23 protein-coding genes and 5 pseudogenes are annotated in these 24,842 nt (G+C 61.0%); 24 read left to right on the top strand and 4 right to left on the bottom strand.

The window, feature by feature from the left end; all coding sequences use genetic code 11:
* The first annotated feature begins 149 nt into the window (after positions 1-149).
* The 3 genes and pseudogenes from FJ953_RS20090 to FJ953_RS20080 all read left to right on the top strand — a co-directional run.
* Complete coding sequence (locus tag FJ953_RS20090; RefSeq protein WP_140522731.1) at positions 150-401, top strand: type II toxin-antitoxin system Phd/YefM family antitoxin; 252 nt, start codon at positions 150-152, stop codon at positions 399-401.
* A 2-nt stretch (positions 402-403) separates the two neighbouring features.
* Positions 404-847 carry a type II toxin-antitoxin system VapC family toxin gene (locus FJ953_RS20085; protein ID WP_140522733.1) on the top strand — a complete coding sequence of 148 codons (444 nt, stop codon included), beginning with the start codon at positions 404-406 and terminating at the stop codon, positions 845-847.
* 171 nt (positions 848-1,018) lie between these two features.
* Positions 1,019-1,639: pseudogene (locus FJ953_RS20080) on the top strand (ISNCY family transposase); the annotation flags it as partial.
* A gap of 364 nt (positions 1,640-2,003) precedes the next feature.
* On the opposite strand, the gene FJ953_RS20075 reads toward FJ953_RS20080, so the two are convergent.
* Positions 2,004-4,628: an EAL domain-containing protein gene (locus FJ953_RS20075; RefSeq protein ID WP_140523374.1), complete on the bottom strand. Its 2,625-nt coding sequence runs from the start codon at positions 4,626-4,628 to the stop codon at positions 2,004-2,006.
* A 211-nt stretch (positions 4,629-4,839) separates the two neighbouring features.
* Here FJ953_RS20075 and FJ953_RS30995 point away from each other — a divergent pair.
* The 9 genes and pseudogenes from FJ953_RS30995 to FJ953_RS20040 form a co-directional block, all read left to right on the top strand.
* Positions 4,840-4,982 (top strand): annotated as a pseudogene (locus tag FJ953_RS30995) (IS630 family transposase); the annotation flags it as partial.
* Between the two features lie 403 nt (positions 4,983-5,385).
* The gene (locus tag FJ953_RS30575; protein ID WP_181165398.1) at positions 5,386-5,541 is read left to right on the top strand and encodes a hypothetical protein; all 156 of its coding nucleotides are present in this window, start codon (positions 5,386-5,388) and stop codon (positions 5,539-5,541) included.
* 21 nt (positions 5,542-5,562) lie between these two features.
* On the top strand, positions 5,563-6,459 hold the full coding sequence (locus tag FJ953_RS20070; protein ID WP_140501511.1) for a LysR family transcriptional regulator: 897 nt from the start codon (positions 5,563-5,565) through the stop codon (positions 6,457-6,459).
* Between the two features lie 185 nt (positions 6,460-6,644).
* A pseudogene (gene wrbA / locus FJ953_RS20065) lies at positions 6,645-7,243 on the top strand (NAD(P)H:quinone oxidoreductase).
* Entirely contained in the window at positions 7,195-7,869 is a 675-nt protein-coding gene (locus tag FJ953_RS20060) for a DUF1003 domain-containing protein (protein WP_224647543.1), read from the top strand. Before wrbA ends, FJ953_RS20060 begins: the two are co-directional and overlap by 49 nt.
* A gap of 149 nt (positions 7,870-8,018) precedes the next feature.
* Positions 8,019-8,624, top strand: coding sequence for a sulfite oxidase-like oxidoreductase (locus FJ953_RS20055; protein WP_140501506.1), 606 nt, complete (start codon positions 8,019-8,021; stop codon positions 8,622-8,624).
* Positions 8,617-9,363: a ferredoxin reductase gene (locus tag FJ953_RS20050; protein ID WP_181165397.1), complete on the top strand. Its 747-nt coding sequence runs from the start codon at positions 8,617-8,619 to the stop codon at positions 9,361-9,363. Before FJ953_RS20055 ends, FJ953_RS20050 begins: the two co-directional genes overlap by 8 nt.
* Before the next feature lie 250 nt (positions 9,364-9,613).
* A complete protein-coding gene (locus FJ953_RS20045; protein ID WP_140522735.1) occupies positions 9,614-10,300 on the top strand; it encodes an antibiotic biosynthesis monooxygenase in 687 nt (228 codons plus the stop codon).
* Positions 10,301-10,461: 161 nt separating this feature from the next.
* A complete protein-coding gene (locus tag FJ953_RS20040; protein WP_140522737.1) occupies positions 10,462-10,956 on the top strand; it encodes an OsmC family protein in 495 nt (164 codons plus the stop codon).
* 183 nt (positions 10,957-11,139) lie between these two features.
* Here the strand turns inward: FJ953_RS20040 and FJ953_RS20035 are convergent, their stop codons facing one another.
* Positions 11,140-11,685, bottom strand: coding sequence for a carboxymuconolactone decarboxylase family protein (locus FJ953_RS20035; protein ID WP_140501500.1), 546 nt, complete (start codon positions 11,683-11,685; stop codon positions 11,140-11,142).
* Positions 11,686-11,798: 113 nt separating this feature from the next.
* Between FJ953_RS20035 and FJ953_RS20030 the strand changes: the two genes are divergently transcribed.
* The 7 genes and pseudogenes from FJ953_RS20030 to FJ953_RS30990 all read left to right on the top strand — a co-directional run.
* The gene (locus FJ953_RS20030; protein ID WP_140501498.1) at positions 11,799-12,746 is read left to right on the top strand and encodes a LysR family transcriptional regulator; all 948 of its coding nucleotides are present in this window, start codon (positions 11,799-11,801) and stop codon (positions 12,744-12,746) included.
* A 192-nt stretch (positions 12,747-12,938) separates the two neighbouring features.
* Positions 12,939-13,529, top strand: coding sequence for a peroxiredoxin-like family protein (locus tag FJ953_RS20025; protein ID WP_281405129.1), 591 nt, complete (start codon positions 12,939-12,941; stop codon positions 13,527-13,529).
* 171 nt (positions 13,530-13,700) lie between these two features.
* Entirely contained in the window at positions 13,701-14,636 is a 936-nt protein-coding gene (locus tag FJ953_RS20020; protein ID WP_140522739.1) for a LysR family transcriptional regulator, read from the top strand.
* Entirely contained in the window at positions 14,633-15,364 is a 732-nt protein-coding gene (locus FJ953_RS20015; protein WP_140522741.1) for a peroxiredoxin family protein, read from the top strand. Before FJ953_RS20020 ends, FJ953_RS20015 begins: the two co-directional genes overlap by 4 nt.
* 250 nt (positions 15,365-15,614) lie before the next feature.
* The gene (gene msrB / locus FJ953_RS20010) at positions 15,615-16,067 is read left to right on the top strand and encodes a peptide-methionine (R)-S-oxide reductase MsrB (RefSeq protein ID WP_140501490.1); all 453 of its coding nucleotides are present in this window, start codon (positions 15,615-15,617) and stop codon (positions 16,065-16,067) included.
* 2 nt (positions 16,068-16,069) lie between these two features.
* Complete coding sequence (msrA, locus tag FJ953_RS20005; RefSeq protein WP_140522743.1) at positions 16,070-16,582, top strand: peptide-methionine (S)-S-oxide reductase MsrA; 513 nt, start codon at positions 16,070-16,072, stop codon at positions 16,580-16,582.
* 158 nt (positions 16,583-16,740) lie between these two features.
* A pseudogene (locus FJ953_RS30990) lies at positions 16,741-16,978 on the top strand (SUMF1/EgtB/PvdO family nonheme iron enzyme); the annotation flags it as partial.
* Between the two features lie 234 nt (positions 16,979-17,212).
* On the opposite strand, the gene FJ953_RS19995 reads toward FJ953_RS30990, so the two are convergent.
* Positions 17,213-18,166, bottom strand: a complete 954-nt coding sequence (locus FJ953_RS19995) for an AraC family transcriptional regulator (RefSeq protein ID WP_210239479.1) — start codon at positions 18,164-18,166, stop codon at positions 17,213-17,215.
* Positions 18,167-18,895: 729 nt separating this feature from the next.
* Here FJ953_RS19995 and FJ953_RS31205 point away from each other — a divergent pair.
* From FJ953_RS31205 to FJ953_RS19980, 3 genes are all read left to right on the top strand, one after another.
* Positions 18,896-19,468, top strand: a complete 573-nt coding sequence (locus FJ953_RS31205; RefSeq protein WP_347439607.1) for a zinc-binding dehydrogenase — start codon at positions 18,896-18,898, stop codon at positions 19,466-19,468.
* A 65-nt stretch (positions 19,469-19,533) separates the two neighbouring features.
* Positions 19,534-20,451 carry an NADP-dependent oxidoreductase gene (locus FJ953_RS19985; protein WP_140501484.1) on the top strand — a complete coding sequence of 306 codons (918 nt, stop codon included), beginning with the start codon at positions 19,534-19,536 and terminating at the stop codon, positions 20,449-20,451.
* Between the two features lie 1,161 nt (positions 20,452-21,612).
* Positions 21,613-22,146, top strand: a complete 534-nt coding sequence (locus tag FJ953_RS19980) for a DUF1993 family protein (protein WP_181165396.1) — start codon at positions 21,613-21,615, stop codon at positions 22,144-22,146.
* Positions 22,147-22,358: 212 nt separating this feature from the next.
* Here the strand turns inward: FJ953_RS19980 and msrA (FJ953_RS19975) are convergent.
* Positions 22,359-22,888 (bottom strand): annotated as a pseudogene (gene msrA, locus FJ953_RS19975) (peptide-methionine (S)-S-oxide reductase MsrA).
* 257 nt (positions 22,889-23,145) lie between these two features.
* Between msrA (FJ953_RS19975) and FJ953_RS31200 the strand changes: the two are divergent.
* Together FJ953_RS31200 and FJ953_RS19965 are read left to right on the top strand one after the other, a co-directional pair.
* Positions 23,146-23,628, top strand: a complete 483-nt coding sequence (locus FJ953_RS31200; RefSeq protein ID WP_318013163.1) for a hypothetical protein — start codon at positions 23,146-23,148, stop codon at positions 23,626-23,628.
* A gap of 350 nt (positions 23,629-23,978) precedes the next feature.
* Positions 23,979-24,485 carry a DNA starvation/stationary phase protection protein gene (locus FJ953_RS19965; RefSeq protein ID WP_140501480.1) on the top strand — a complete coding sequence of 169 codons (507 nt, stop codon included), beginning with the start codon at positions 23,979-23,981 and terminating at the stop codon, positions 24,483-24,485.
* The last annotated feature ends 357 nt before the right edge of the window (positions 24,486-24,842 follow it).

The following is a 24,842-nucleotide window of genomic DNA, read 5'->3' as shown; positions in this document are numbered from 1 at the left end:
CCCAGCCTCCATCCGCTGGCGATAAAACCGGACAACTCACGTGCTACCTAATCCGGACAACTCATCTGCTTACGACAGTTGGGCTACGGCCTTCTTGTCAAGGCTCGCTCCATAAGCTATATGACTACTTTGGTCACAGGGCTGTCAAGATGAAAGAGATTCAGCTTAAAGACGTGAAGGCGACGTTCTCGCATGTGGTCGACGAAGCGGTTGCAGGCGCACCGACGGTTGTCACCCGTCACGGCAAAAGAGAGGCTGTCGTAATCAGCTATGCGGACTACGAGCGCCTTTCCCGTGTGCCATCGCTGGGTTGGTTGCTTACAAACTCGCCCTTGGAGGACGGCGACCTGCCAGCGCGAAGCCGAAAGCCCGCACGGGCTCTGCGTGACCCGGCGTTTTGACGTTGTACCTTCTGGATACGAATGTCGTCAGTTTGCTCGCCCCCTCGAGACGCAGGACACCCTCCGATGAAAGACTAGTTGCCTGGATCGTCGACAGATCCTCCGACCTTTGGCTGTCCGTCATCACCTCGGCTGAGATCGAGGACGGTATTGCGAACGCCAAGCGAACCGGTGCCACCAAAAAAGCGGCCGCGCTCGCTGAGTGGTGGGGAGAAATTCGTCACTACTACGGTAGCCGCATTCTGCCTCTTGATCTCGAGACGGCAACGATAACCGGGCAACTTATGGCAGTCGCCCGCGGAGCTGGCATCTCTCCCGGTTTCGAGGATATCGCGATTGCTGCCACAGCCACGCAACACGATCTAATCGTGCTCACGGACAATGAAAAGGATTTCAGACCGCTCGGAGTTCGGTATCAGAATCCGTTCATCGGGCTTCCCGGTTAGCTTGTCCAATCGAAATATTGAAGTTCACATAAGTATATGAATAGTAATCACAAATGTTAGTTCCATAATACATGTTATGCGACTTATGGGTATTGCCGCAAAATAGAAATGTCTTGATTCCGCAAAGTAGGAATGTCGCCCTGCTCGCCGATGAGCGAGGGAGACGGCGGGTTGGGACTGATCTTAATGAGCGAGCGCGAGCTGCAACGCATCGAGGTGCTGTCGAAGGTTTTGGAGCGGCGCATGACGGTTGTCTCGGCGGCGCATGTCCTGGATATGACAACGCGCCAGGTCCAGCATCTGCTGAAGGCGTTCCGGACTGAAGGCGCCGCGGCACTTCGGCACAAGGCTCGAGGACGACCGTCGAACCATCGATATGTCGCCGGCATCGGTGAGTTGGCGGTTCGGCTGGTTCGGGAACACTATCTCGACTTCGGGCCGACCTTGGCGGCCGAGAAGTTGGCGGCGAACCACGGCCTGATCGTGTCGCGAGAGACGTTGCGCAAATGGATGGCGGAAGCCGGAATCTGGCTGTCGCGCAAGCAGCGCCGGACATTCCATCAGCCTCGTTTGCGTCGAGAATCTTATGGCGAGCTGGTGCAGATCGACGGCAGTGATCACCGTTGGTTCGAGGAGCGGGGCGATCCATGCACCCTGCTCGTCTTCATCGACGACGCCACGAGCAAGCTCCAGCAGCTTCGCTTTGTGAAGTCGGAGAGCACCTTCAGCTCCTTCGAGGCGCTGGAACTCTATCTGAAGGCACACGGCTGCCCAGTCGCATTCTACTCCGATAAGCCCCAGTCCCCTGGTCGATCATGAGAACCTGAAAGAACCTACCCGGCCTGTCGTATCCGAAGTGAGCCGCGAGCCTTCGGTTCTGCTTCCTTCCCTTCGAGAAGCTTAAGGATGTGACCAATCTCCAAAAGCTTGCCAGTGACGCCAGCGGCTATCGCCTGCGTCATGCGGCGCGAGGCATCAATGCGTCGCTCAATTGTAATACCTGGAATGGAGGCCACCGGGCTGGCGTGAGCCTCTGCCTTGTTAGAAAAGCCATTGGTCTGGCGCGTGAAATGGCGCTAGTACATCCGCTTGGTCATGCGCAGGGGCCGCAAACGGGGGTTGGCGGGCGCCGATGCTCGTCGCGCGCGCGCTGATCTCATGATGCTGCGAGCATTCGCCGGTTGTTTAACAACTTCGTGATGCCGTGTGCGGTCATTGGTCGGCTCAGCGCATAGCCTTGCAAGATGTCACAGCCTAAATTCTTGAGGACCTTGGCCTGCTGCATCGTCTCGACACCTTCGGCGATGACCTCCACGCCCAAGGACCGGCCAATCTGCACAATCGATTGTACGACCTCTCGCTGCTGGGCTGACCTGGCGATTGGACCAACTAGCTGGCGTGCAATTTTCAACCGTCGCGGTTGAAGCTTGAGCAAGCTGACAATCGACGCATGGCCGGTGCCGAAATCGTCAATTTCGATGTCGATTCCGAGTTCCTTGATCTGGTTGACGTTCCAGATCATAAGCTCATCGTTGTCGTCGAGGAAGATTGATTCTAGAAGTTCGAACGAAACGGTTCCTGGTTTTATCGAAAGTGACGTCAGGCTGGTGATCAGCTCCTCGTCCTGAAGCCGTCTCGCGGAGACGTTCACCGAAGCGCGCGGAACCAGGAGGCCGGCCCTCTGCCAGCGATCAAGGTCGTGGAGGGTTTGTTCCAGTACTAGTCGGTCAATAATTGAAACGACATTCAACTCTTCAGCAATCTTGAGGAACCCGGCTGGCGTCTGAAGTCCGTCGGCGGGATGGTTCCAGCGCGCCAGCGCCTCAACGCCCGCAACCTCCAGCGTTTTGGCATCGAACTGTAGCTGGTAATGTGGAACAAACTCGTTGCGTTCCAACCCTGCGAGGATCTCGTCGGCTACCCGTTTGGTCCGGATGATCTCAGAGTGGAGGTCCTGGGTGAAGAACTCATATCGATTGCGTCCCCGACTCTTGGCCCGGTAAAGGGCTATATCCGCGTTGACCATCAGGCGTGGGCCGTCGATGGGACCGTCCGCATCGACTGCGATCCCGATGCTAACGCCGATACGGCATTGATGGTCCTTGTAGGGAATCGGCTGCCGCAATCTATGTATGATGCGGTCGGCCAGCTGTTTAAGCTGATCAGTTGAGATATCGCGTCTGCAGACTACCACAAACTCATCGCCTCCGACTCGGGCAACGAAGTCTGATGAGCGAACAGTTGATGTCAGCTCCTTTGCGGTATGGATCAGCACGGCGTCGCCGATGGCATGGCCGAGCGTGCCATTTATCTGTTTGAAACGATCGAGATCAAGATGCAGAAGCGCGGCGCCGCTGCCAGGCGTTGAGCCTGTGACGGCGTAGCTATCGAGCATCGTGTCAAGGTGGCGGCGATTCGGAAGGCCGGTCAGTGAGTCGTGAAGCGCCGTATGCTCATTGCGCGCTGTCGCCGCCTCAAGCTCAGCACTCCTCGTTTCGGCGAGATCCTTTGCCCGTTCCAGTTCCCGTGTCTGGATCACATCCGCCGTCACGTCCCATTCCGCGCCAACCATTTTGTGATCGGTGCCGTCCCTGTAAGTCTTGGCACGCACGCGGACGTGTCGGACAACTCCATTGGGAAGCACCACACGATATTGCGAAGAGTATATGCCGGTTGCGATCCCTTGCGCGAAATCCCGCTTAGCCTCGTCGAGATCGTCAGGGTGGATCGATCTTGACCACTCTTCGAAGGTTCTTGGTTCGCCATCTGCTGACTTGCCATAGATTTCGTTCAGGCGGTCGTCCCAGAATATAATGTCCGAGTCGAGATCCTGCTCCCAGACGCCAATTTGCGAGGCGTCAAGCGCAAGCTCCAGCCTCTCTGAAAGCTGTGCCAGTCGTCGTTCGCCGCGGCGCAGATCGGCGTAATGCTTATACCGCTGATTGAGAAGCCGCCCCGCAAAGACGATCGGAACCACGACCAGGGCGCCGCCGATGAGCATTGTTAGTCGCAAAATCCAGGCGTTGCGGGGCGTGGTGTTCCAGCCACCCTTGGGAATGGCGGAAATTTGCCAAGATCCTGTCGGCAACCGCACCTCGGAAGTGACGGGATCTTGTTCCGTCACGTACGCGGGACCGTAAAATCGCGCCCCGCTTCTCCCGAGAGCGTCCTTACCTGTCAGAGCGATTTCGATTGGCAGGTTCTTGTCTAAAAGACCGCTGTCCGCGTACAGCTTCGGAACGTCGATCACGGCGGCCACTATGCCCCAGAACGTCTCGCGAGGGCCGTCACGGTCAAGGAAGACAGGAAATCGCCCGATGAATGCCTGACCTCCTTGTTTGAGTTCTACCGGCCCGGCTAACACCAGTTGCTTGTTATCGCGTGCCCGAAGTACTGCTTCGCGCAGCTTTTCGTCTTCGCGGAAGTCCAGCCCTATCGCTTTTTCATTGCCTTCCCTCGGATACATCAACGAGACGACCAGGTCAGGGGCGCCGGCAATGTTTCTGATCTGTGTCTTCTCGCGAAAGAGGCTCTTTGCCAGTTTGGCAAAGCGAGCTTGGCTCATGTTCGGTTCAGTAACGATCGTCGCGACCAGACCACGCGCCAGTTGAAGGTCTCCGTTGACATTACCCTCAAGTTTGGCGCGAACGAGGTTCATCTCCTTCGCAACGTCAACGCGCAATGCCTGCTCGGTTACAATGCTGTTTTGATGGTCCGCAAAAATTCCGGCAGTTAACAGCACCGCAAGGGCGATCACTGCCGGAAGACTGGTCCAGGTCATCAAGGTGCGGAAGCGCTGATGAATAGCAAATGGCAAGATGGAATCTCGGTCGCCCTGATTTCCAGTTGGCGCAGGATATCGGAGCCGACTTAATCGAATCTCTTCGCCTCTACTCAAAATTTATAAAAGACACCTGGAAGACTAACGCGTATCTGGCGTGCGCTGATCTCGCCAGCAGGCGCTTGCGTTTGGATCCTCGCAGACCGGGCCCGATCCCCAGTGCCTGTTCGATGAGCCGTGGATCAAGGCCAACATGGCTCGCTGTCATGTTGGCGGCCGAAGTGGAAGCGGCTGTGCGCCCTGGCTCCGCGCGGCCATTGGCGCACCCTGACCTTCCGTGGCGCGCTGCGCTGTATGGGTGCGCGGCTGCTCCACGAATATAAGGCGATCAGCGCGGCCGGCATGGACTAAGCGGCGCCCCGCGGCAAAAAGATAATCAGCGGCCAGAGCTAACGACCGCACCTGAGCGACGAGCGGTTGAATGATACCGGCGTTTCGCGGTTTGACACCAACTGCGCTGCGCGCTGAATGAAGAGGCGCGCTGAGATCAGAAGCGTGGGGGCGGCTCGTAGCGAGGGACCGTGACTTCCTAATCGCAGGGGATATTGCCGCCGACATCCCATAGCGCCGCCAGGAGCACGCAAACTACCTACTCTCATATGCCGAGAGGCGGTGTCTCACAGATAGACGATTATGTTGAGAGTCGATAGGCACTACTTCCCAGGTGTTGCAGAGCATGGTGCCGCTGAGGAGACCGATGAATGCCTGGAAAGCCGCACTCGCGACCGCAGTCGGCCTTTTTCGCTTCCAACGAGCACGGGGGTTTGGGGTCGCCGCCGTCTGCGCTGCGGTGGCGGTGGCCGCCGCGCTCGATACGATCCTGGCCCTCGTGCTGGATCCGACCTCCGTGTAGCCCGCCGCGAGCCACCAAGTGATGAACGACCGACTCTCAGCACTCAGACTGTTTGCTCGCGCCGCGCGCGTCGGCAACTTCTCCCGTGCCGGGCGCGAACTTGGCCTGTCGCAGCCGTCCGCATCCAGGCTGATCGCTGCGCTCGAGGAGGAGGTCGGCGCGACGCTTTTTAGCCGCACCACGCGAGCAGTGACGCTGACCGAGGCCGGCGCGACGTACTTGATGCGCGTCGAAACGATCCTCGCAGCGCTCGACGATGCCGACCACGAGGCGCGCGGAACAGGAGAGTTGCGCGGCTCGCTTCGCGTCGGCACGCCGACAAGTTTCGCGCTCAGGGAGATCATCCCGCGGCTTGGCGCGTTTACGAAGCAGCATCCGGCGCTGAAAATCGAGCTCCGAGTGACGGACCGCTACCCAGACCTCGTGACTGAGGGCCTCGACGTGTCGTTGCAGTTCGGCGCCCTCCCCGACTCCAGCGCGATGGCGCGCAAACTCATCCACCAGCCAAGGGTACTCACGGCCTCGGCAGGCTACTTACAGGAGCGCGGCACACCCACGATGCCGTCGGATCTCGTGCACCACTCGGTGATCATCAGTCCAGCGCATCCCTCGCCGACTTTCTCCTTCCGCAAGGGCGGCCGCATCACCTCCGTGCGCGTTGATAGCGCGCTCTCGATCACCACCAACGAAGTAGCCACGGCAAGCGCTGTCGCCGGGTTGGGGGTCGCCGCATCGAGCGAAAACAGCGCGCGGGCAGAGCTCGACGCCGGGAAACTTGTTCGGGTGCTGCCCGACTGGGATTTCGGCTCGATGGAACTGAATGCGCTCTTTGTCAGCGCAAAGACCATAAAGCCCGCCGCCCGTGCGTTTACCGACTTCCTTCTCAGGGAACTCCGCGCTGCAGACGATCGACCATAGGATTGCAGCGATAGCGCGGCATTCCCGGCAGTTATTGATACGATACGTTTACCCTTCCTGCCCCGAAACTTAATGCTAGCAAAGCAAGCACCCGACCGGACGCCCTCGCGCCGGAGGTTTTCTGCATGCTTCGAAATAGCCGAAGACGCGTAAGCGGGCGGCGGTCAATACGATGAACGGCTCCCATGGCCAAAGTGCTAGTACTCTACTGCTCCTCCTACGGGCACATCGAAAAGCTCGCACACGAAATCACCGCGGGCGCGCGCGAGGCGGGCGCGTCCGCCGACGTGAAGCGAGTGCCTGAACTTCTATTTCCGGAGGCGCGAAGGCAGCCAACGACAACCTCGACCAGACCGCTCCAGTCGCGTGCATCGACAACCTCGCCGTGTAGGACGCGATCGTCTTGGGCGCAAGCAGGCGCTGCGGCAGGATGTCGTCCCAAATGGCAAGTTTCCTCGACCAGGCTGGCGGCCTATGGGCGAAGGGAACCCTCAATCGCAAGGTCGGCGGCTCCTTCGCGTCATCGACGACGCAGGATGGCGGCCAGCAGACGACGCTGTTCACCATCATCACCAATCTGCTCCACTTCGGCATGACGGTGGTCGGAATGAACTGCGGGTTTGCCGGCCAAAGGAAAGTCGATGAGATCGCCGGCGGTACGCCTTACGGCGCCACGACAATTGCCGGCCCCGACGCGCAGCGGCCGCCGACCGAGAACGAGCTTGCCGGCGCCCGGTGCCGGCGACGAGCCATCGCGGATATCGCCACGAAATTTCACGGCTAAACGACGCGATCAAAAACGCGGTGGGGCGCTGGCGCGTCGACCGTGCAATCAAGCGGAACGGTGCTGGCAACGTGGAAGAGAAGGTGGAAGACCAGGACGGCATGGAACAAGCCGAGCATGACCTGCTCGCCGACCTCAGGCGAGCGCGTCGCTCATTTCGTCTCCAGGACATGGATGAGTCCGCGGCGGCTGCGTGCCTGACGCCCGGGCAAAGGATAGCTGACGCCGTCGCCAGCGTCATGGGATCGTGGAGTTTCATCATCGTGCAAAGTGCGATCCTGGTCGTCTGGATAGGGGCCAACCTAGTCAGCGCGATCAGGGGCTGGGACCCCTACCCGTTCATCCTTCTCAATCTCGCGCTTTCTTTCCAAGCGGCCTACGCCGCGCCAGTCATCATGATGAGCCAGAACCGGCAGCAGGACATCGATCGCAAGGCCGCGGAGAATGACTACCGCATCAACGTGAAGGCGGAGCTCGAGATAGAGTTGCTGCATGAAAAGATCGACCAACTACGTGAGCGCGAAGTCCTGAAGCTGACGGAGGCCGTCAGGATGCTGACCGAGCTGCTGGAGCAGTCGGCGTCGGGCGCACGCGAGGCCGATGCGGAAGGCGGACGGCGATCATAACGCCCGGCTATCGACTTCATGGCGTGACGTCATTTCCCATTCGCGGCGCGGAATACTATGTTACGCCGGTACCTTGCTCATCCGGCGCACTACGGCTTGGCGTTGCGCGGGACGACGCTCTTTTTACCTGCCGAGGAAGGATGTCCGCCATGGTTACTCGCGGTTTTACCGGCCGCCAATCCGGATCGGAACTATCGGATCGGATTCCCCCGGGACAGCACCTCGTCGACAATTTCCCGGTGCTTACGGCCGGTCCCACGCCGAGGATCGAGCCCGCGGACTGGACATTCACGCTAAAGGTCGGACCTCGTCCGGTCAAAGCTTGGAGCTGGTCGGAGTTCAACGCCCTCCCACGAACCAAGATGACGCGAGACATCCACTGCGTGACCTCCTGGTCGAAGCTCAACACCGCGTGGCAGGGCGTGGCCGTCGACGATATCCTCGCCGACGCCGGCCTCAGCGCACCCACTCCGTTTGCGCTCGCCCATTGCTACGACGGCTACTCCACGAACGTGCCACTGGCGGACCTCGCGACGGGCAAGGCGATGATCGCACTCGAGTACGAAGGCCAGCCACTGCCGCGCGACCACGGGGGGCCGGCGCGGCTCTTCGTGCCGCATCTCTACTTCTGGAAGTCGGCGAAGTGGGTAAACGGGCTTCAGTTCACCGAGCGCGACGAGGCCGGCTTCTGGGAGCTGCGCGGGTACCACATATACGGGGATCCGTGGCGCGAGCAGCGATACACGAATGACTGAAGCGATTGGCACAACCGCGCGATGGCAGAGCTGCGCGATTGTCGAGATCGCGACGAGAACGCCGGCTATAAAGAGCTTCTTTCTTCGCCTATCCGAACCGTTCGAGTATACGGCCGGACAGCACGTTGACGTGCGGCTGACTGCACCCAACGGCTACACTGCCATGCGCAGCTACTCGATCGCGTCGGCCCCGGGCAATTCCAAAGTGATCGAGCTGGCGATCGAGCGCCTCGCGGACGGCGAGGTCTCCCCGTTCTTCCACGACGTCGCTCGAGCAGGAGATATGATCGAGCTTCGCGGGCCGCTTGGCGGTCACTTCCTCTGGCCGGGACCGACAGCGAAACCGCTGCTCTTGATCGGCGCGGGCTCCGGCGTCGTGCCGCTGATGGCAATGATCCGGCATCGGAAGGCCAGCGGCGAGCCAGTGCCTGTCGCGCTGTTGCTCTCCTCCAGGACCTGGCGTGACGTGCTTTTCAGGGACGAGCTCCTCGAGCTCGAGAGGTCGCTTCCCGATTTCGCACTCGCCCTGGCCTTGACGCGCGAGCCGGCGATGCGCAGCAGCGACTTCAGCAGGCGGATCGACGCGGCGATGGTCGCCGACGTCGCGGCACGTCAGCCTGTCTCTCCCGGCAGCGTCTTCGTGTGCGGGTCGACTGCTTTCGTTGACATCGCGGCGGACGCGGCGCTCGCATTGGGACTGGAAGCGAGAGCGATCAAGGCCGAACGCTACGGCGCTTGAGGGACCGTTCCTTTCGTTTTGCGAGAGCATAATTTTCGCAAACGCCAGATTATCCGTGCGGCCTGCAGCGACTTTAGTGGTTGAATGCGAGGACCCGCGCAGTGAATGAACGGGAGCCACTGGGGTGCTGTCCAAGGCGACCGATGTCGACGGCTGGAACGTCTTCTGCCGTCAAGAATATGTGCCTTTGTCGGGCCATTTCGACATTGGGACTGACTGCGTCGAAGCACTCTAGAGACGGGATACGAACATGTTTTCAGTGATTTTCGAAGTCCTCCCCAATAAAGAGAACTGGGATGACTACCTCGACAGCGCCAAGATGCTGCGCCCCGAGCTGGAGCAGGAAGAGGGCTTCGTCGACAACATCCGCTACAAGAGCCTGATCCGCGAGGGCTGGATCCTTTCGCTTTCGAACTGGCGGGACGAGAAGTCGCTCGTGCGCTGGCGCACCCGCAGGCATCATCACGAACTCCAGCAGAAAGGCCGCGACGAAATCCTCGCCGACTACCACCTGCGCGTGGGTCAGATCACTGCCGACAATCAGCTGCCGACGGGGTACGCCCTCACGGAGCAAAGGCTCGATGAGACTGAATTTGGGGAGGGCACGACGGTTACGCTGATCAACGCGACTCGCCCCGCGCAGTGGAAGCAAACCAACAACCCGTACGATTGTGCCGAGTGGCTTGGCCTGAATCCGTGGGCCGCCGACAGCACGTTCTGGGACATCTTTGACGCCGTACTCACGCCCGGCGACCTGATTCTCCTCATATCGTGGAAGAACGCCGCTGCCGCGCAGGCTTATGAGGACGCTTCTGCGCCGAATAACAAGGCCAGGATCCGAAGAGTGCGGATCGTGCGCGACTACGGAAAGTATGACCGTCGCGAGGCGCCTCAGTACTACGCGGATGCCGAAGGTGGCGAGACCCTCCACGCCTGATACCCACTGTCGGGAACCGTCGACCCGCAGCGTGATAAACCCTACGTTCGCAAAAGTGCGGGCCGCGGGGGAGCCAGGTCGCGCTCGCGAGGCCGTAGCTACGATACCTGGTCAAGGCGGGCCTGCCAAAAGGCCCTGTCGAAACCTGAAAGGAAAGCACGATGACGAACTCGAATGATGGCGCTCCCCACCCGCAGGCCGTGGTAGGCGGCGATCTTGACGGCGCCGGCGCGCTCAACGGCCGCGCCGGCGCATCGGAATTCTCCATTGGCGGCCTCAATGGGAGGGGCGGCATCACGGCCGGGGCAAACCCCTACGAGCTGCTCAGCGCTTCGCTCGCCGCGTGCACAGCGATGACGATACGGCTGCAGGCGCGAAGGCGGAAATTCCCGCTTTCTCATGTCGAGGTGGCTGTTTCATATCACCACGGCATCGAGGGCAGCCGCGACTCCTTCGAGCGTTCCATCCGGCTCGAAGGAAACCTGAGCGACGAGGAACGTGCCCAACTGATGCAGGCCGCGGACATGTGTCCGGTGGGGCGGACGCTTGGCCTCAGCGCCGACATCCGCACGAACGACAACGTCAGCGTCGGGCGAGCGGCTAGCTATGACGACGACTTGCGCAAGCTTCCGATCCCGAACATCGACCCCGACTAGAGGCATAATGCCGAAGAATGTGAAGCGGTTTTCGGGCAACACCATGCTCAACTTCTCCGATTTAGAGACGAATTCAGATTTCAGGTCGATTCGACCTGAAATCATCTGCTAGCGGGCCGCGAGGTAGACGGCGAACGCATCGGCATCGTCGCGTCGAGCGCCGGAGAGCGGCGTCACCTGGCGTTAGACTGCCTTCGCGGGCCTCACCTCCGGAAAATCAATCGGGGTCCGCACTGCATTGTTCACGAAGTTGGTCAACAGGAACTGAGCAGTCAGCGCGATCATTTCGAGGGTACTAGCATCCGTCCAGCCCGCATCCTTGACCGCCGCAAACTGGGCGTCGGAGAGTTTGCCGCGCGTCTCGATAAGCGCCTTCGCGAAGGCGACCGCAGCTTGGCGCTTGGAGTCGCTCGATCGGCCCTGCCGGTTTAGATCGATTTCCTCCGGAGGGATCTTCGCGAGGTTCGTTGAGACATAGCTGTGCGCTGCAAGGCAATAGTCGCAGCCATTTGCCTCCGAAACCGCGAGCGCGATGCCCTCCCGGGTCTTCAGATCGAGGGCCTTGGACAGCGACCCCATCAGACCGGCCCAGCCGCCCAGAACGTTCGGACTGATGGACATGAGGCGATAGTGGTTCGGTACGAAGCCGAGCATCTTGTTGATGTTGTCGAGGATTGGCTGGGATTCGGCAGGCGCGTCGTCGCGACCCGGGATAGCGATGCGGGACATTTCTTCTCCGTTGGACTCTGGCCGGCTCGGTTTTTGAATTGCTGTGGTAGCCTCTGCCGTTCGGCGCCATAATTGCCTAATCGTGAGAAATGGCCTCTCGGAGGGTGAGAGAAATGGACCGGTTTGAAGCAATGTCGCTTTTGGTAAGGTCGGCGGAGGCCGGCAGTTTCTCCGCGGCAGGCCGTCAGCTCGGCGTCCCTCTACCGACCGTCAGTCGGAAGGTCGCCGAATTGGAGACCCACCTCAATACCCAGCTGCTGGTCCGATCGACGCGGAAACTGTCCCTGACCGAAGCGGGGCTCGCCTACGTCGCCGCCTGCAAACGCATCCTGGAACAGGTCGAGGAAGCCGAATCGCAGGCCTCTGGGGAGTACACAGTCCCGCGCGGTACGCTCACGATGACCGCGCCTATTGTCTTTGGGCGCTTCCACGTAGTGCCTGTCGTGAATGAATTCCTCGCGCGTTTCCCGCAGATCAGCATTCAACTGACGCTCACCGATCACACGATCAACATCGTCGACGAGCACATCGACCTGGCCGTCCGCGTCGGCATGTTGCCCGATAGCACACTCGTCGCGACGAAGGTGGGCGAGATCAGGCGTGTGGTGTGCGGCAGCCCCGACTATTTCGCCGCCCATGGCGTCCCGAAAACGCCTGACGACCTGGCCGAGCACATGTGCGTGACGTTCACGGCACTCGCAGCTGGGATGACGTGGGTTTTCAAGCCGCGCGGCAAGGCGACGAGGAGCGTGCGTCCCTACTGTCGGCTGAAGATCAACACGGCGGAGTCCGCGATCGACGCGGCGCTCGCCGGCGTCGGCGTGACGAACGTGCTCTCTTACCAAATCGCGAGGCCTGTGGCCGCGGGGAAGCTCAGGATCATCCTGGAGGACTACGAGCCTGACCCGATCCCGGTGCATCTGGTGCACACCGGACAGGCGATCCTGCCCCTCAAGCTGCGGCGCTTCATGGAGTTCGCCGCTTCTCGGCTGCGCAAGTCGCTTGCGGCCGACCTGGCCAAGCTCTCCGCGCCAAAGATATGCGCAAAAACGACGAAGTAGCCAACTCTCTCTCGGGCGATCATTCATGCATGAGAAAAATAACTCAAACTCGCGCGGCAAGACTACCGGAGCCACGCTGCACCAGCGATTATGCTAGTGGCATGCCGGGCCGCGCGCGACGAGCCGAAGATGTTACTCCAAGACGAATTGGACGCCGTTAGAGCCGAGGATTTGGCCAGGACCCCGCCGAACGTGACGCTGGTTCGGCAACGGGCGGTGGAAGCGCTTGCCACATCCGGATTGGCCGAGCGGGCCGCGCAGGCCGGGGATCAAGCCCCTCCGTTCCGGCTGCATGATGGGCATGGCCGGGCATTCTCATCATGCGAGGCGCTGCGTCGAGGCCCGATGGTTCTCTTCTTCTACAGGGGGAGATGGTGTCCCTACTGCACAGTCGACCTTCGCGCGATCGAGGCGTGCTCTCACGACATACGCAGCCTCGGCGCCTCGCTGGTTGTCATCTCACAACAGACGGCCCACAACAGCCTTGAGACGCAGAGGTGGAATGCCCTTTCATTCGCGAGCCTGGTCGACGCGGGTGGCAAGGTCGCGCACGCTTTCGGCCTACGCTGGAGGGCCTCCGACGAACTGCGTTTCGTCGAGAAGGAATGCGGCATAGATCTCGCGACCTTCAACGGCGATCCGAGCTGGACGTTGACTATGCCGGCCCGGTACGTCGTTGCGCCCGACGGAACGATCAAATACGCCGATATCAGTGTCGACTATACGCGACGCGGCGACCCGTGCGATCTGATTCCGGTCCTCGCCAACCTCGCTGCGCACTAGCCGCTTTCTGGGGCTCCAGAAAGCGTGTCCGGGCGTCCAAACGAATAGACCCGGCCATTCCAACGTGCGCCTGCAAGTGGCATCCATGCTCCGTTGTTACGGCGTGCCCCGCACGCCACCGGGTGCATAACCTCGCCATCATAATGGTCAGCCACTTGACGGAGAAAACACATGGAGCTTCATCAAGTCCGCTACTTCCTCGCCGTCGCGGCCACCCTCAACTTCACTCGCGCGGCCGAGCAGTGCAACGTAACGCAGCCCGCCCTGACAAAGGGGGTGCAGAAGCTTGAGCAGGAGCTCGGCGGCGAATTGATTTACCGTGAGCGCCAATTGACGCAGCTCACCGACCTCGGAAAGGAAGTCCTTCCGATGCTGGAACGCACATTGTCCTCGGCGGAGGCGGTGTGTCGCAGAGCCCAGGAGTTCCAGCGCAAGGAGGTCGCACCACTGAAGATCGGCCTCGCCCCCTCCATCTCGGCGTCGCTCGTGCTCGATCCGATCGCGGAGATTGCAAAGTTCGTGCCTGGACTTCACGTGGAGCTGTACGAGGGTGTAGCGCAGAGACTCGTCGATTTATTGCTTGAGGGGGAGATCAGCGCCGCAATCGTCGGTGACGTGCCCGACATGCCCGCCCGCATCGACGACTGGTTGCTATTCGAGGAGCGCTACGTCGCAGTTCTCGCGCCAACACACCGCTTGGCGAACCGTCTATCGATCGGTATCGACGACCTCCGACAGACCGTCTTGCTGGATCGCGCGGGATGCGACGTCGCCCCAAAAATCCAACAGACGTATTTTCCAAAGGGACCACCCCATCTCGGCCACTGCAGCGGTCATGAATTGCACCTGCAGCACATGGCGGCGGCTGGCTTCGGCGTGATGCTCGCACCAGAGCACATGCCGCGCCTTCCCTCACTCAAGACCATTCCGCTCGAAGGCGATCAGGTTTGGCGGGAAGTCCGGTTGCTGGCTGTGCAGGGGCGCCGCTACTCGCCGGCGCTGGACGCTTTTGTCAAGGTCGCGCGGCTTCGCGACTGGTCGATCGATGTCCCCCATCGCGGGATGCTGGACCCAACGTTTCCGAAGGCGGCGGGCGTGCCGGCATGACCGCGGCACGCACGCCGCCGGCCAACCGCTTCCAGCCAACCGATCCGCAGTTTGACGCCAAACGGATGCCAAGCCAGATCGACAAGACACTCGCCCAGATTCGTTCGGAGCTGTTGACGAGGTTCAGCGAAGCGGACTGGGCGTCATACAACCACCTCGTGGGCTGGCTTCGCGATATAGACGTGGTATCGTACGCGTTGAAGGTCGGAGATGCCGCGCCGGACTTCCTCCTTCCGGACGCGGACGGTCGTCTTCACTCCTCCGACCAGCTGCGCCGGGGCGGCCCCCTCGTCCTGAGTTTCTTCCGAGGAGACTGGTGTCCGTTCTGCACCGCCGAGCTGTGCGCCCTTCAGGCGGCGAAGGAGGAGTTTGAGAGCGTCGGCGCAACTCTCGCGGTCGTGACACCCGAGACGGGACAATTCCCGCGGCAACTCAAGCGAAGTCTGGGCCTAGACCTGAAGGTACTGTCTGACGTCGACTACGGCGTTGCGTTGTCGTATGGCATATTGTTCCGGGTGCCTGACGAAATCAAAGCGCACTATTCCGGGCTCGGTTTCGACTTCGGTGCGCGGCACGGTTCGCCAGTCTGGATGCTGCCCATTCCCGCGACTTACATCATCGACACGGAGGGCCGGATCCGCAGCGCGTCCGTCGAACCCGACTTCACGATGCGGGCGGAGCCGGCGCAAATCTTGGCCTCGCTGCGCCGTGCCGCTTCCACGTCTTAGCCGGAGGGGTCCGCCACCCAACACCACGACCTGTTGCGGACCGCGGCCGGTGGGCGCGTCGCCCCGACAGGGATCGACGGCTTTGAACAAGCATGTCGAGGACGGAATCACTCCGACCGACGGCTCGCCAAAGCAGTGCTTCTTGCCGCTTGCGCTGCGTCGATGGCATCGTTTCGATAGCCCGAGGTGATTAGACGCTCGCCAACCCGCTACCTATTCTTCCAGCCTGCGCGAGAAGGAGCTCCGCGAAATGCCGACCTATAGGAAAAACCCAGCGACGGTCTCGAAGCTGACTCCGGAGCAGCACCGCGTCACGCAGACTGACGGGACCGAGCGCCCTTTTGCCAACGAATACTGGGGCAACAAGGAGCCTGGCCTCTACGTCGACGTGGTTTCCGGCGAGCCGCTGTTCGCATCTTTCGACAAGTCCGACAGCGGCACCGGGTGGCCGAGTTTCACGCGGCCTCTCGAGGCCGCGAACGTCGTAGAGAAGGACGACAGCTCGCATGGCATGACACGGACCGAGGTCCGCTCCAAGCACGGCGACAGCCACTTGGGCCACCTCTTCCCGGACGGACCGCTCGACAAGGGCGGGTTGAGATACTGCATGAACTCGGCCTCCCTTCGTTTCATCCACCGCGATCAAATGGAGAGCGAAGGGTACGGCCAGTACGCGAAGCCCGTTGCAAAACAGGAGGTCTGACAATGGCAGCGAGTACAGAACGAGCGATCCTTGCCGGCGGTTGCTTCTGGGGAATGCAGCAGCTGATGAGGCGTTTGCCCGGCGTCGTGTCGACACGGGTCGGATATTCCGGCGGTGACGTCAAGAACGCCACCTATCGCAATCGCGGCACGCATGCAGAAGCTATCGAGATCATCTTCGATCCAAGCAAGACGAGCTTCCGCGACCTGTTGGAGTTCTTCTTCAAGATACACGACCCGACCACGCCCAACCGGCAGGGGAACGACCGCGGCACGAGCTACAGGTCTGCGATCTTCTACACCAACGACGAACAGCTACGCGTCGCGCAAGACACGATCGCCGACGTTGAAGCCTCAGGACTGTGGCCGGGCAAGGTCGTGACCGAGATTTATCCCGCTGGCGATTTCTGGCAGGCGGAGCCCGAGCACCAGGACTACTTGGAACGTTACCCGAACGGCTACACCTGTCACTTCGTCCGGCCGGGTTGGAAGTTGCCGCGAAGGAACGCCGCCTGAGGGCGGCTGCGGTACGTGTGACCTGCGGCGGGCACATCTTGACTGCATGTGCCTCACAAACCGTTTTGTTAAATATTCCCGCCGCCGCGAAGTCGCCCACACACGACAAGGCTGCGAGATTTGGACGGCCGGACACAGCTTTCAGATTCCAAGCGCGGATGCATCAGATGTTCGGCGACGCCTGGGAATGGACACGCACAGCCCGTCCTCGCCTCACCGGGGTTCCGCGCGGTCGAGGGCGCGGTCGGCGAATACAATGGCAGTTCATGTCCGGGCAGTTCGTTCTACGCGGCGGATCTTGCGTGACGCCGCCGGGATACCTCCGCGCGAGCTATCGCAATTTCTTTCCGGCACACGCGTTGGCAATTCTCAGGACTTCGCTTGGCGGCGGACAGCTCGGTCCGCCTGTTCGCGAACGACTTGAAGGCGCTCCGCCGGAGGATCGCCGAAAGCCTTCTGTGAGTTCCGCGACGTCGCCTCGGCTGAGAGAAAACGCGGAGCCGTGATGATCTTCGTGTACCACCTGAAAGCCTTGATGTCTCAAAGCGTCCCGTGGCTGCTGGGGGCGCTGGTGCGTCCAGCGCACCTTACCGCGGTCGCGCCTACGCAATCCCGGAGCGAACACCGGCGTCAGGCTGCGTCGGATTCCTCGATCGCGTCTTCGATCGGCGTAGCGCTGTTGGACCAGGCTCGCTGCGCCTTGGCGCGGTACTCTGATGGGTCGCTGCCGTAATATCTGCGGAAAGTGCGCGTGAAGCTGCTTCTACTCTGGTAGCCGGCGTTCAGGGCGACCTGATCGACAGACAGCGCATTGGCCGCGAGCAGGTCCGCCGCGTGACGCATCCTCACGCGGCGGAGCAATGACATTGGAGACTCTTCGAAGGCGGCGGAAAACCTAGCCATAAAAGCCGAGCGGCTGAGACCGACGGCATGAGACAAGCTCTGGACAGTGTGCGGCGCGGATGGGCGCGAGGCCATTTCGGCAAATGCCCGTGCGATCGGAGGATCGCTCAAGTTCGAAAACCGCTCCACCCACGCGTTCGTCGACACCAGGCTGCGCCGGAGCAATGCGAGGAGAACAAGTTTCAGCAGTGCCGCCGACATCGGCCCTCCACCAACCTCCTGGGCTGCGAGCTCGGCCATCGCGTAGGTCATCACTTGGTCGAGCTGGTCGTGCACGTCGAACCTCTCGACAATGGGCGTTGCCAAGGAGGCGAACAAGTCGAGCGCCGGACCATAAGTGGCCCGGAAGGCCCCGCACGCAAGCACCAGTGTCGGATCACCGTCTCCGACGGTGTGCCGCTGAGACGACCCCAGTGTGAAGCCGCCGTTGTTGTGTTTGCCGGCGTTCCTTAGTGCGATCGGATGCTCCGTTGCGGTGATCGTCATCGCTCGCCCAGGAGGGACGACTACCAGCGTGTGCGGTATCAGGCGTATGGGCGTTTCATGATCACGGAGAATGAACCCGGCGCCTCGAAAGCAGTAGTGGATGGTGGAGGTTGCCGCGCGGGCAACCGCCAAGTGGGCTCCCGCCGCAAGCGTGCACTCCGACAGGCTGACTAGGGTGACGTCCAAAGTGGTCATCAACTTGTCGAGGTCTTGTCGCGATATACGCCAGAACGGCTCGCCTGCCACGTCCAGAAGCCTTCTTTATGGTGCTCAGGCCCAGCTCGACTGCGAGACAGCGGGACGATGCCATCTCGCCCACGCCTTCGGCCTGCGCAACCGGGCGAAGGGCCATTCACGCTCCCACCTGATGTGGGATTGATCGGTTCGATCTTCACTGCCTTCAACTGAAGACGCTGAACAATCACTCAGTTGCAGCTGACGGAGTAGTGGCTGAAGTCGAATTAGATATATTCAGGCGCAACATGAATGATCCTGCTGAGCGTCTCAGCGACCGGCAAACTTTATAAATTCACACAAACCGATGCCCAGGCGCCTCAACAGGAAGCCCCGAGTCTCGGTCGCACGGCCGAATTCGCGACCGACCGATCGCGACGCACCAGTATCGGACGTCAGCGTCATACCTACACTGTGCGTGCCGCGCGGCCACGCGGCTCCTCGGTCTGCGACAGTATCCGGGACAGTCCGGCAATGAGCGTCCTTGCAACGGCCCTGGGCAATTGTGAGCATGGCACCTTTGGATGACGATACCTCGCGCCTATCGAAAGCATGTCCAAAGGGAATTTCTAATTTCGTCCGCCGCGTCCGATCTTTGAGTCTGGCTGGGCCGGCCGAGCACACGCGGCCGCCTTGACATCGATTGAATTTATTGCAGCGCGTCGCGCGTGGGCTGCAAAGGAGCGCTCTATGGACTCGCGATTATGCCGCGACCAAAAAGTGGTTTGCAACTTCCTGAGCAACGAACAGAGCGACAAAATTTTCCATACGTCCGTCGCGGCTTTCTCGACGTTGCCGCTCCCCGCGGGCGCTGCTTCGCTGGCGCCGGGCGTCCTGGCAGGAACGGCGGCAAAGATCGCCGCTCTCGCGGAAGCATCCCAACCCACCTCCTCCCAAGCCGTGGATGCTTCCGCGAGTACTATCGCCACCAGATTGCCATCGCCAACGCCCTTCTATCTTTCATTCGGCCGGAACGAAGCCGGCTTCGTCGAGGTAACGGCCAACGTGATGTTTCCTGCGGAAGCGCTGATACCGCGCCCGCTGACCATCGCCGGCCCGGCCGGAGCACGGCCCACCAATGGATTGGCGGTCGACTTTGTCGTCGAGTCCAATCGTGACCAACTGAATGAGATTGTCCAACGGGTGCGGGACGGACGATTGCGGACGAACATCGACAAAGTCGTAACCCTCGACGAGGCGATCGCCGCGTTCAACGTGACCGAGCGACGTAAGGGGAAGACGATCATCCGCATTCGTCCGTGAGCGAATCGCGCTCATCGATGAAGCATTTCCGCTAAGCAGACAAAAGACCCGAGGAGACAATTCCCATGAAAGCGATCGTAGTGACGGACCAGGCTGCAGGAACGGCCGGGATGAAGTTGGTGCAGCGGCCCGAGCCGCAGGCGGCGATAAACGATGTCGTCGTCGAGATCCATGCGTCGGGGTTCGTCCCGACCGAGCTGACGTGGCCCTCGACCTGGACCGATCGCGTCGACGGCGACCGGACGCCATCGATCCCCGGGCACGAACTGGCCGGAGTGGTCACCGCCCTGGGCTACGGTACGACGGGACTGTCGGTGGGCCAGCGGGTGTTCGGCCTCGCCGATTGGTATCGCGACGGCACCCTGGCGGAGTATGTAGCCATGGAAGCGCGCAACCTCGCGCCATTGCCGGGCGATATCGACTTCACGGTGGGCGCTAGCCTGCCGATCTCGGGCCTGACCGCGTGGCAGGGACTGTTTCAGCACGGCCGTCTTCAGGCGGGGCAGAGCGTCCTTGCGCATGGTGCGGCCGGCGCCGTCGGGTCGATGGTGACGCAGCTCGCACGAGAGGCCGGCGCCTACGTCATTGGCACCGGACGCTCTGCCGACCGCCAGAAGGCGCTCGACTTCGGCACAAACGAATTCGTCGACCTCGAGAACGACACCCTGGAAGACGTGCGCGCAGTCGATCTGGTGTTCGATGTCATCGGCGGCGACATCCAGAAGCGGTCCGCGGCGCTGATCCGAGCCGGAGGCACGCTGGTGACCGTCGTCGGCCCGGCCGAGACGCGGCCCGTGGAGGGCCTGGCGGTCGACTTCGTCGTCGAAGCCGATCGTGCCCAGCTGAGCGAGATCGTCCAGCGGGTGCGGGACGGACGGCTGCGGACGAACATCGGCAAAGTCGCGCCCCTCGACGAGGCGATCGCCGCCTTCAACTCGACCGAACGACGCGCGGGGAAAACGGTCATCCGCGTTCGCCCGTGAGAGACACGTGCCGATCGATGCACGCAGCCAGCCGACGCCTTAATCCTTACCGGTCATACCGTTCCTGTCGCCGTGAGTGCAGGGTGACGGTCGGGAGCCGATTCGTCCGCATGGGGGCCATACCGGACGATGCACCATTCGAGGGAGTGGCTCCAAACAATGCGGCTCCGCAAGCTTGTGGCAAGGAGTTCCTCAATGGGTCTTGATGGATAACGGCGCGATCCGAGATGTCCTAGAGCGGTCGATAGAAATTGCCTTATGAGCTGCGAAGCGTCTTCGTGGCCCGCGTTGCCAACGTCCTGACGGTGGGGCGTTGCGCCGCGTTATTCGATCGCCGTGCTTCCAGGCACACGCTTCGCTCGCCGTCTGCCGGCAGACCACCGCCTATTGGCTGCTAACTTTGTTAGGCTGATGAGCAAGGAGACAGAAGGTGAAAAGGGAGATCCGGGACAATCCGCCATGAGCCGGTTTGCATTGCCTCTAGATTCGAAGACGGCGGGGTCGTCCTGCACACATTGGTGTCATAAGAGCTGTCCGGCCTGGGTACGGATCGCGGCTGGCGCATGGCGTTTTCGAAGCATTGCAACGCGACGGCAAAAGAGCGATCGCGAAGTGCCCCTTCATGTCTTCCTACGCCGCGCCGCACCCTGAGTACGGTGCGTTCCTCGACGGCTGATCGAAGACCGACGCGACGCCGGTTGCGACCGGAGCTTTTGGACAACGATATCCCATTCCTATCAAATGCATATCCAAAAGGAATTTCTAATTTCGTCGGTTGAGTCGGATGCTGACGTCCATTCGCCCGGTCGCGATGCGTGGCCGCCTCCAAAGCGATTGAATTCGCCAGCCAAGTCATAGTGTCTTCAGCGAGCGACAAAGGAGACCTCCAATGAAGTTACCGAGGACTGTCAGCCTGGGCGTTGCCATTGCGCCGGTCGCCGGCACCGCAGTGGCGCTCGCACAGGTCAGCGGAGCGGCTCCAGCCTGCCGCACGCGTAGGCGCTCACCTGCTGCGGCGGTTTCTCCGAGCCAATGTCGAGTCCGGCAGACTGGCGTGGCTAAATCGGAAGATTGATGGGCTTATTGTGACCACTCGTTCCCGTCAGCGACCTTTCGGGTCCGACGGACGTTCAAAGTACAAACGAGCGCATGGAGATTGGCGTGTCCTTCTCGGTCTATGACATCACTGTCCCTGTCATGGTACATGGCCTGAACGTGATGGATGATTATCTCGACCACGCTCAAGCGCTCGAGCGGAGCAAGGGATTCGATCCCGGGAGGATCCTTGGCGAACGGCTCACGCCCAGCATGCTGTCTTTCGGAGGACAGTTCTCCGTAAGCTGCAACAAGGTCGACGCGCACATGGCGAAGTTGATGCAGCGCCACCCGCCGGCACCCCGCACCACGGCGATGATGTATCCAGCATTGAAGGGGCGGCTCGTTGAGACGCGCGGCTTTCTACAAAACGTGCAGCCGGAGGAAATTGCCGGCGCGCAGTCCCACACATACGAGCTGACGCCGCCTATCGTGCGCGGGTGGTACGGCGGCGACGACTATATCCGGCACCTGGTTCTGCCTGACTTCTTCTTCCACATCTCGATTGCTCACGCGATCCTCAGGCGGCTCGGTGCGGCTATTGGGAAGCGCGACTATCTCGGTAACCTCACTCAGCAGAGCGGCGGTGATTACTCGTGAGGTGGTGGCGCGACGCACGATAACAGCCGATGCCTTCAAGCCTGGAAACGAGCTCCAGGCACATCAGTAGTGAGCGAGTTGCGAGAGGTCATTGGCGCGCGACAAGGCTTAGTTGAATTTGAGGCCGATATAGCCGAGCTGGGAGCTGCGGGTATCGACCCTCTCGTTTAGGTTCGGGCACAAGGGGATATGGCAGGCTCCTGGAAGGCGCCTCAGTCCTCCGGTCCCTCGACGGTCCGCGTCGCCTGGCATGCACGAGCCGACGGCAGTCGCCAGTTTGGCCGGATAATGGCAGCTTTGGCCGCCCGGGTGCCGTTGCAGGTAGTCCTGGTGCTCGGCCTCGGCCTGCCAGAACCGCTCCTCGGAGTTGATTTCAGTCGTGACAGGACCGGGCCACAACCCAGAGACATCGATTTCTGCGGCCGTCGCGAGCGCCGTCTCCTTCTGCCGTTCGTCGGGGGTAGAAGATGGCAGCTAGCTTGGTCCAAAGTCGCTCCTGCTCGTAGGTTGTCGGGTCGTGAAACTGGAAGAAGCGTTCAAGGATGGCCCGGTAGCTTACCACCGCGGGATCGAAGATGATCTCGATTGCCTCTGCGTGCGCTTGATGGTTGCCGTAGGTCGGATTGGGGAGGTCGCCGCCAGTGTAGCCGACGCGTGTCGAGACCACGCCTCGCACTCGCCGGGACATGGCCTGCATGCCCCAGAAGCATCCACCAGCCAACACCGCCTTTTCCGTCGCCATGTTGGAGTTCCTCTGACCGGCCACACGCCGTAGTGAGAGTACCGGTCGCCGACATGGTAAGATCATAGAAAGCGGACATCCAATCGATAACCGGCCGGGATGAGGTCGTCACGGACAGTCCTGCTACCCAGCCTCCGACAGGGCGCCTCCACGACCGGCTCTGACGTGCAGCTCGCTACGTGGAAAGCGGAGAACGAACTTACAAGCGGCTTGGGCGGTTTTGAAGGCTGACCGCCGGTATCTGATGAGCGTGATCTTTGTCTGACATCATTTGCTTTTGGCGAAAGTGGAAGAATTCGTCGCCTACAATTCCCGACCGGCATGAAATCCATACAACGTTTTCATTGGCCTGGATTGGCGGCTTCGGGCGAAATCTGAGCGCGCCAGAAACAACGCAATTTTCGATCCTGGGCAAACACACATTGCAGAAGAACTCCCGCAAACCAGAAGGACACCTACTAATGAACCTGAGACCCATTCTGTTCGGAGCATTGGCTTTTTCAACGCTTGGTGGCGGGGCTTTCGCAGGCGCTCTCGACTCGCCAGCGATGATGGCGCCGTTTTTCAATGATGCAGGAATGAAAACGATGAAGCCCAAGGCCGAATTCGAGGCCGCGTGGAAAAGCATGTCGAAGAGCGATCAGGACGCGATGATGAAAGAGTGCCAAGATGAGGCAATGAGCAAGCCTTACGCGGAATTTTGTGCGAACCTAAAGCCGCTAGGCGGCGCGAACCATTAGGCCGAAGCCCTTGATCGGCGACGGGCCTCGCGCCCGTCGTGCATGACTTGGCTGCAAGCCTACATCGAACGGCAACACTCCGTCAGTGGAAGACGGCTCATCATAAGCTGCTCGAGTCGACTTGATCGAGGCGTTTGCGTCCCCCCGCCCTGGGATCGTCGCGTGCGGCGTGGCGCCTGACGAAATGCCGGACCTTCCACATCGCTCGAACAGGTCGGCGGCTATGCGCTCGAGAACGTCAATAAAGCGATCGTCGCCCTAACCGGCGGTTTGACGAGCACGCGCCCTCCCCGCTCGTTCCACGCACGCCAGGGACTCCCACGTACAAAGACAATGAAAGGGCTGCCAACATGACAACAAATGTCCAAGAGCTGCCGAACGGCGAGCGAGACGAGCCGGCGGTGCGAAACTCGATTGCGACCTTCGCGGCAAAAATCAACCAGCTCCTTGCTGACGCTCTGTCGCTCTATCTCAAAACCAAAAACTTCCACTGGCACGTGAGCGGCCCCCATTTCCGGGATTACCACCTCATGCTGGACGAGCAGGCGAGCGACATTCTCGACCTGATCGACCCACTCGCGGAGCGCGTCCGCGCGGCCGGCAGCAGGACGATCCGCTCGCTTGGGCAGGCGGCGCGGCTGCGAACCATTGCGGACAACGATGCCGATGGCGTTGCACCGGTCGCTATGCTCGCCGAGCTCATGGAGGGCAACTTGGCCTTGGCGGCTTCGATGCGGCTGGCGCACAAGCTCTGCGACGAGTTGGACGACGTTGCGACGGCAAGCCTTCTCGAAGGGTACATAGACGCCGCCGAGAAGCGCGCGTGGTTCTTGCGCGAGGCGGCGCAGCCGCACTGATCATCGACGGATGCACTGAGCCGAAAGTTCAAAACACGATGGCGCGAGTCTGAAGCGGCGGCGTGTTCGCCAGGACTCACATTCGTTCATATCCAGAGTGAGCTCTGGTCTAGGCGGAAATCGGCGTGCGCGGACAAATACGGTCAGCGCACGCATTTCGACCGCCCACAGAATGGATCGGATGCCTGAGTTGAGCGACACGGACGAATTGCAGTGACCTCCAGCCGCGTCGAGACTGGCGCCCGCCGCTTCAGCGCCTTCCGGTGAAGTGGAATTCGATGTCGACCTTGTTCGTGATCGGGGGCGGGTCAGGAGACGTCCGCGCCGCGGGCGTGGCGTCGGGACCCGGCGCGAAGG

Origin of the sequence: Mesorhizobium sp. B2-3-6 (assembly GCF_006442305.1) — a bacterium.
Lineage (GTDB): Bacteria > Pseudomonadota > Alphaproteobacteria > Rhizobiales > Rhizobiaceae > Mesorhizobium.
Note: the sequence above shows the minus strand (reverse complement) of the source record. Positions and strands in the feature narration are given on the sequence as shown.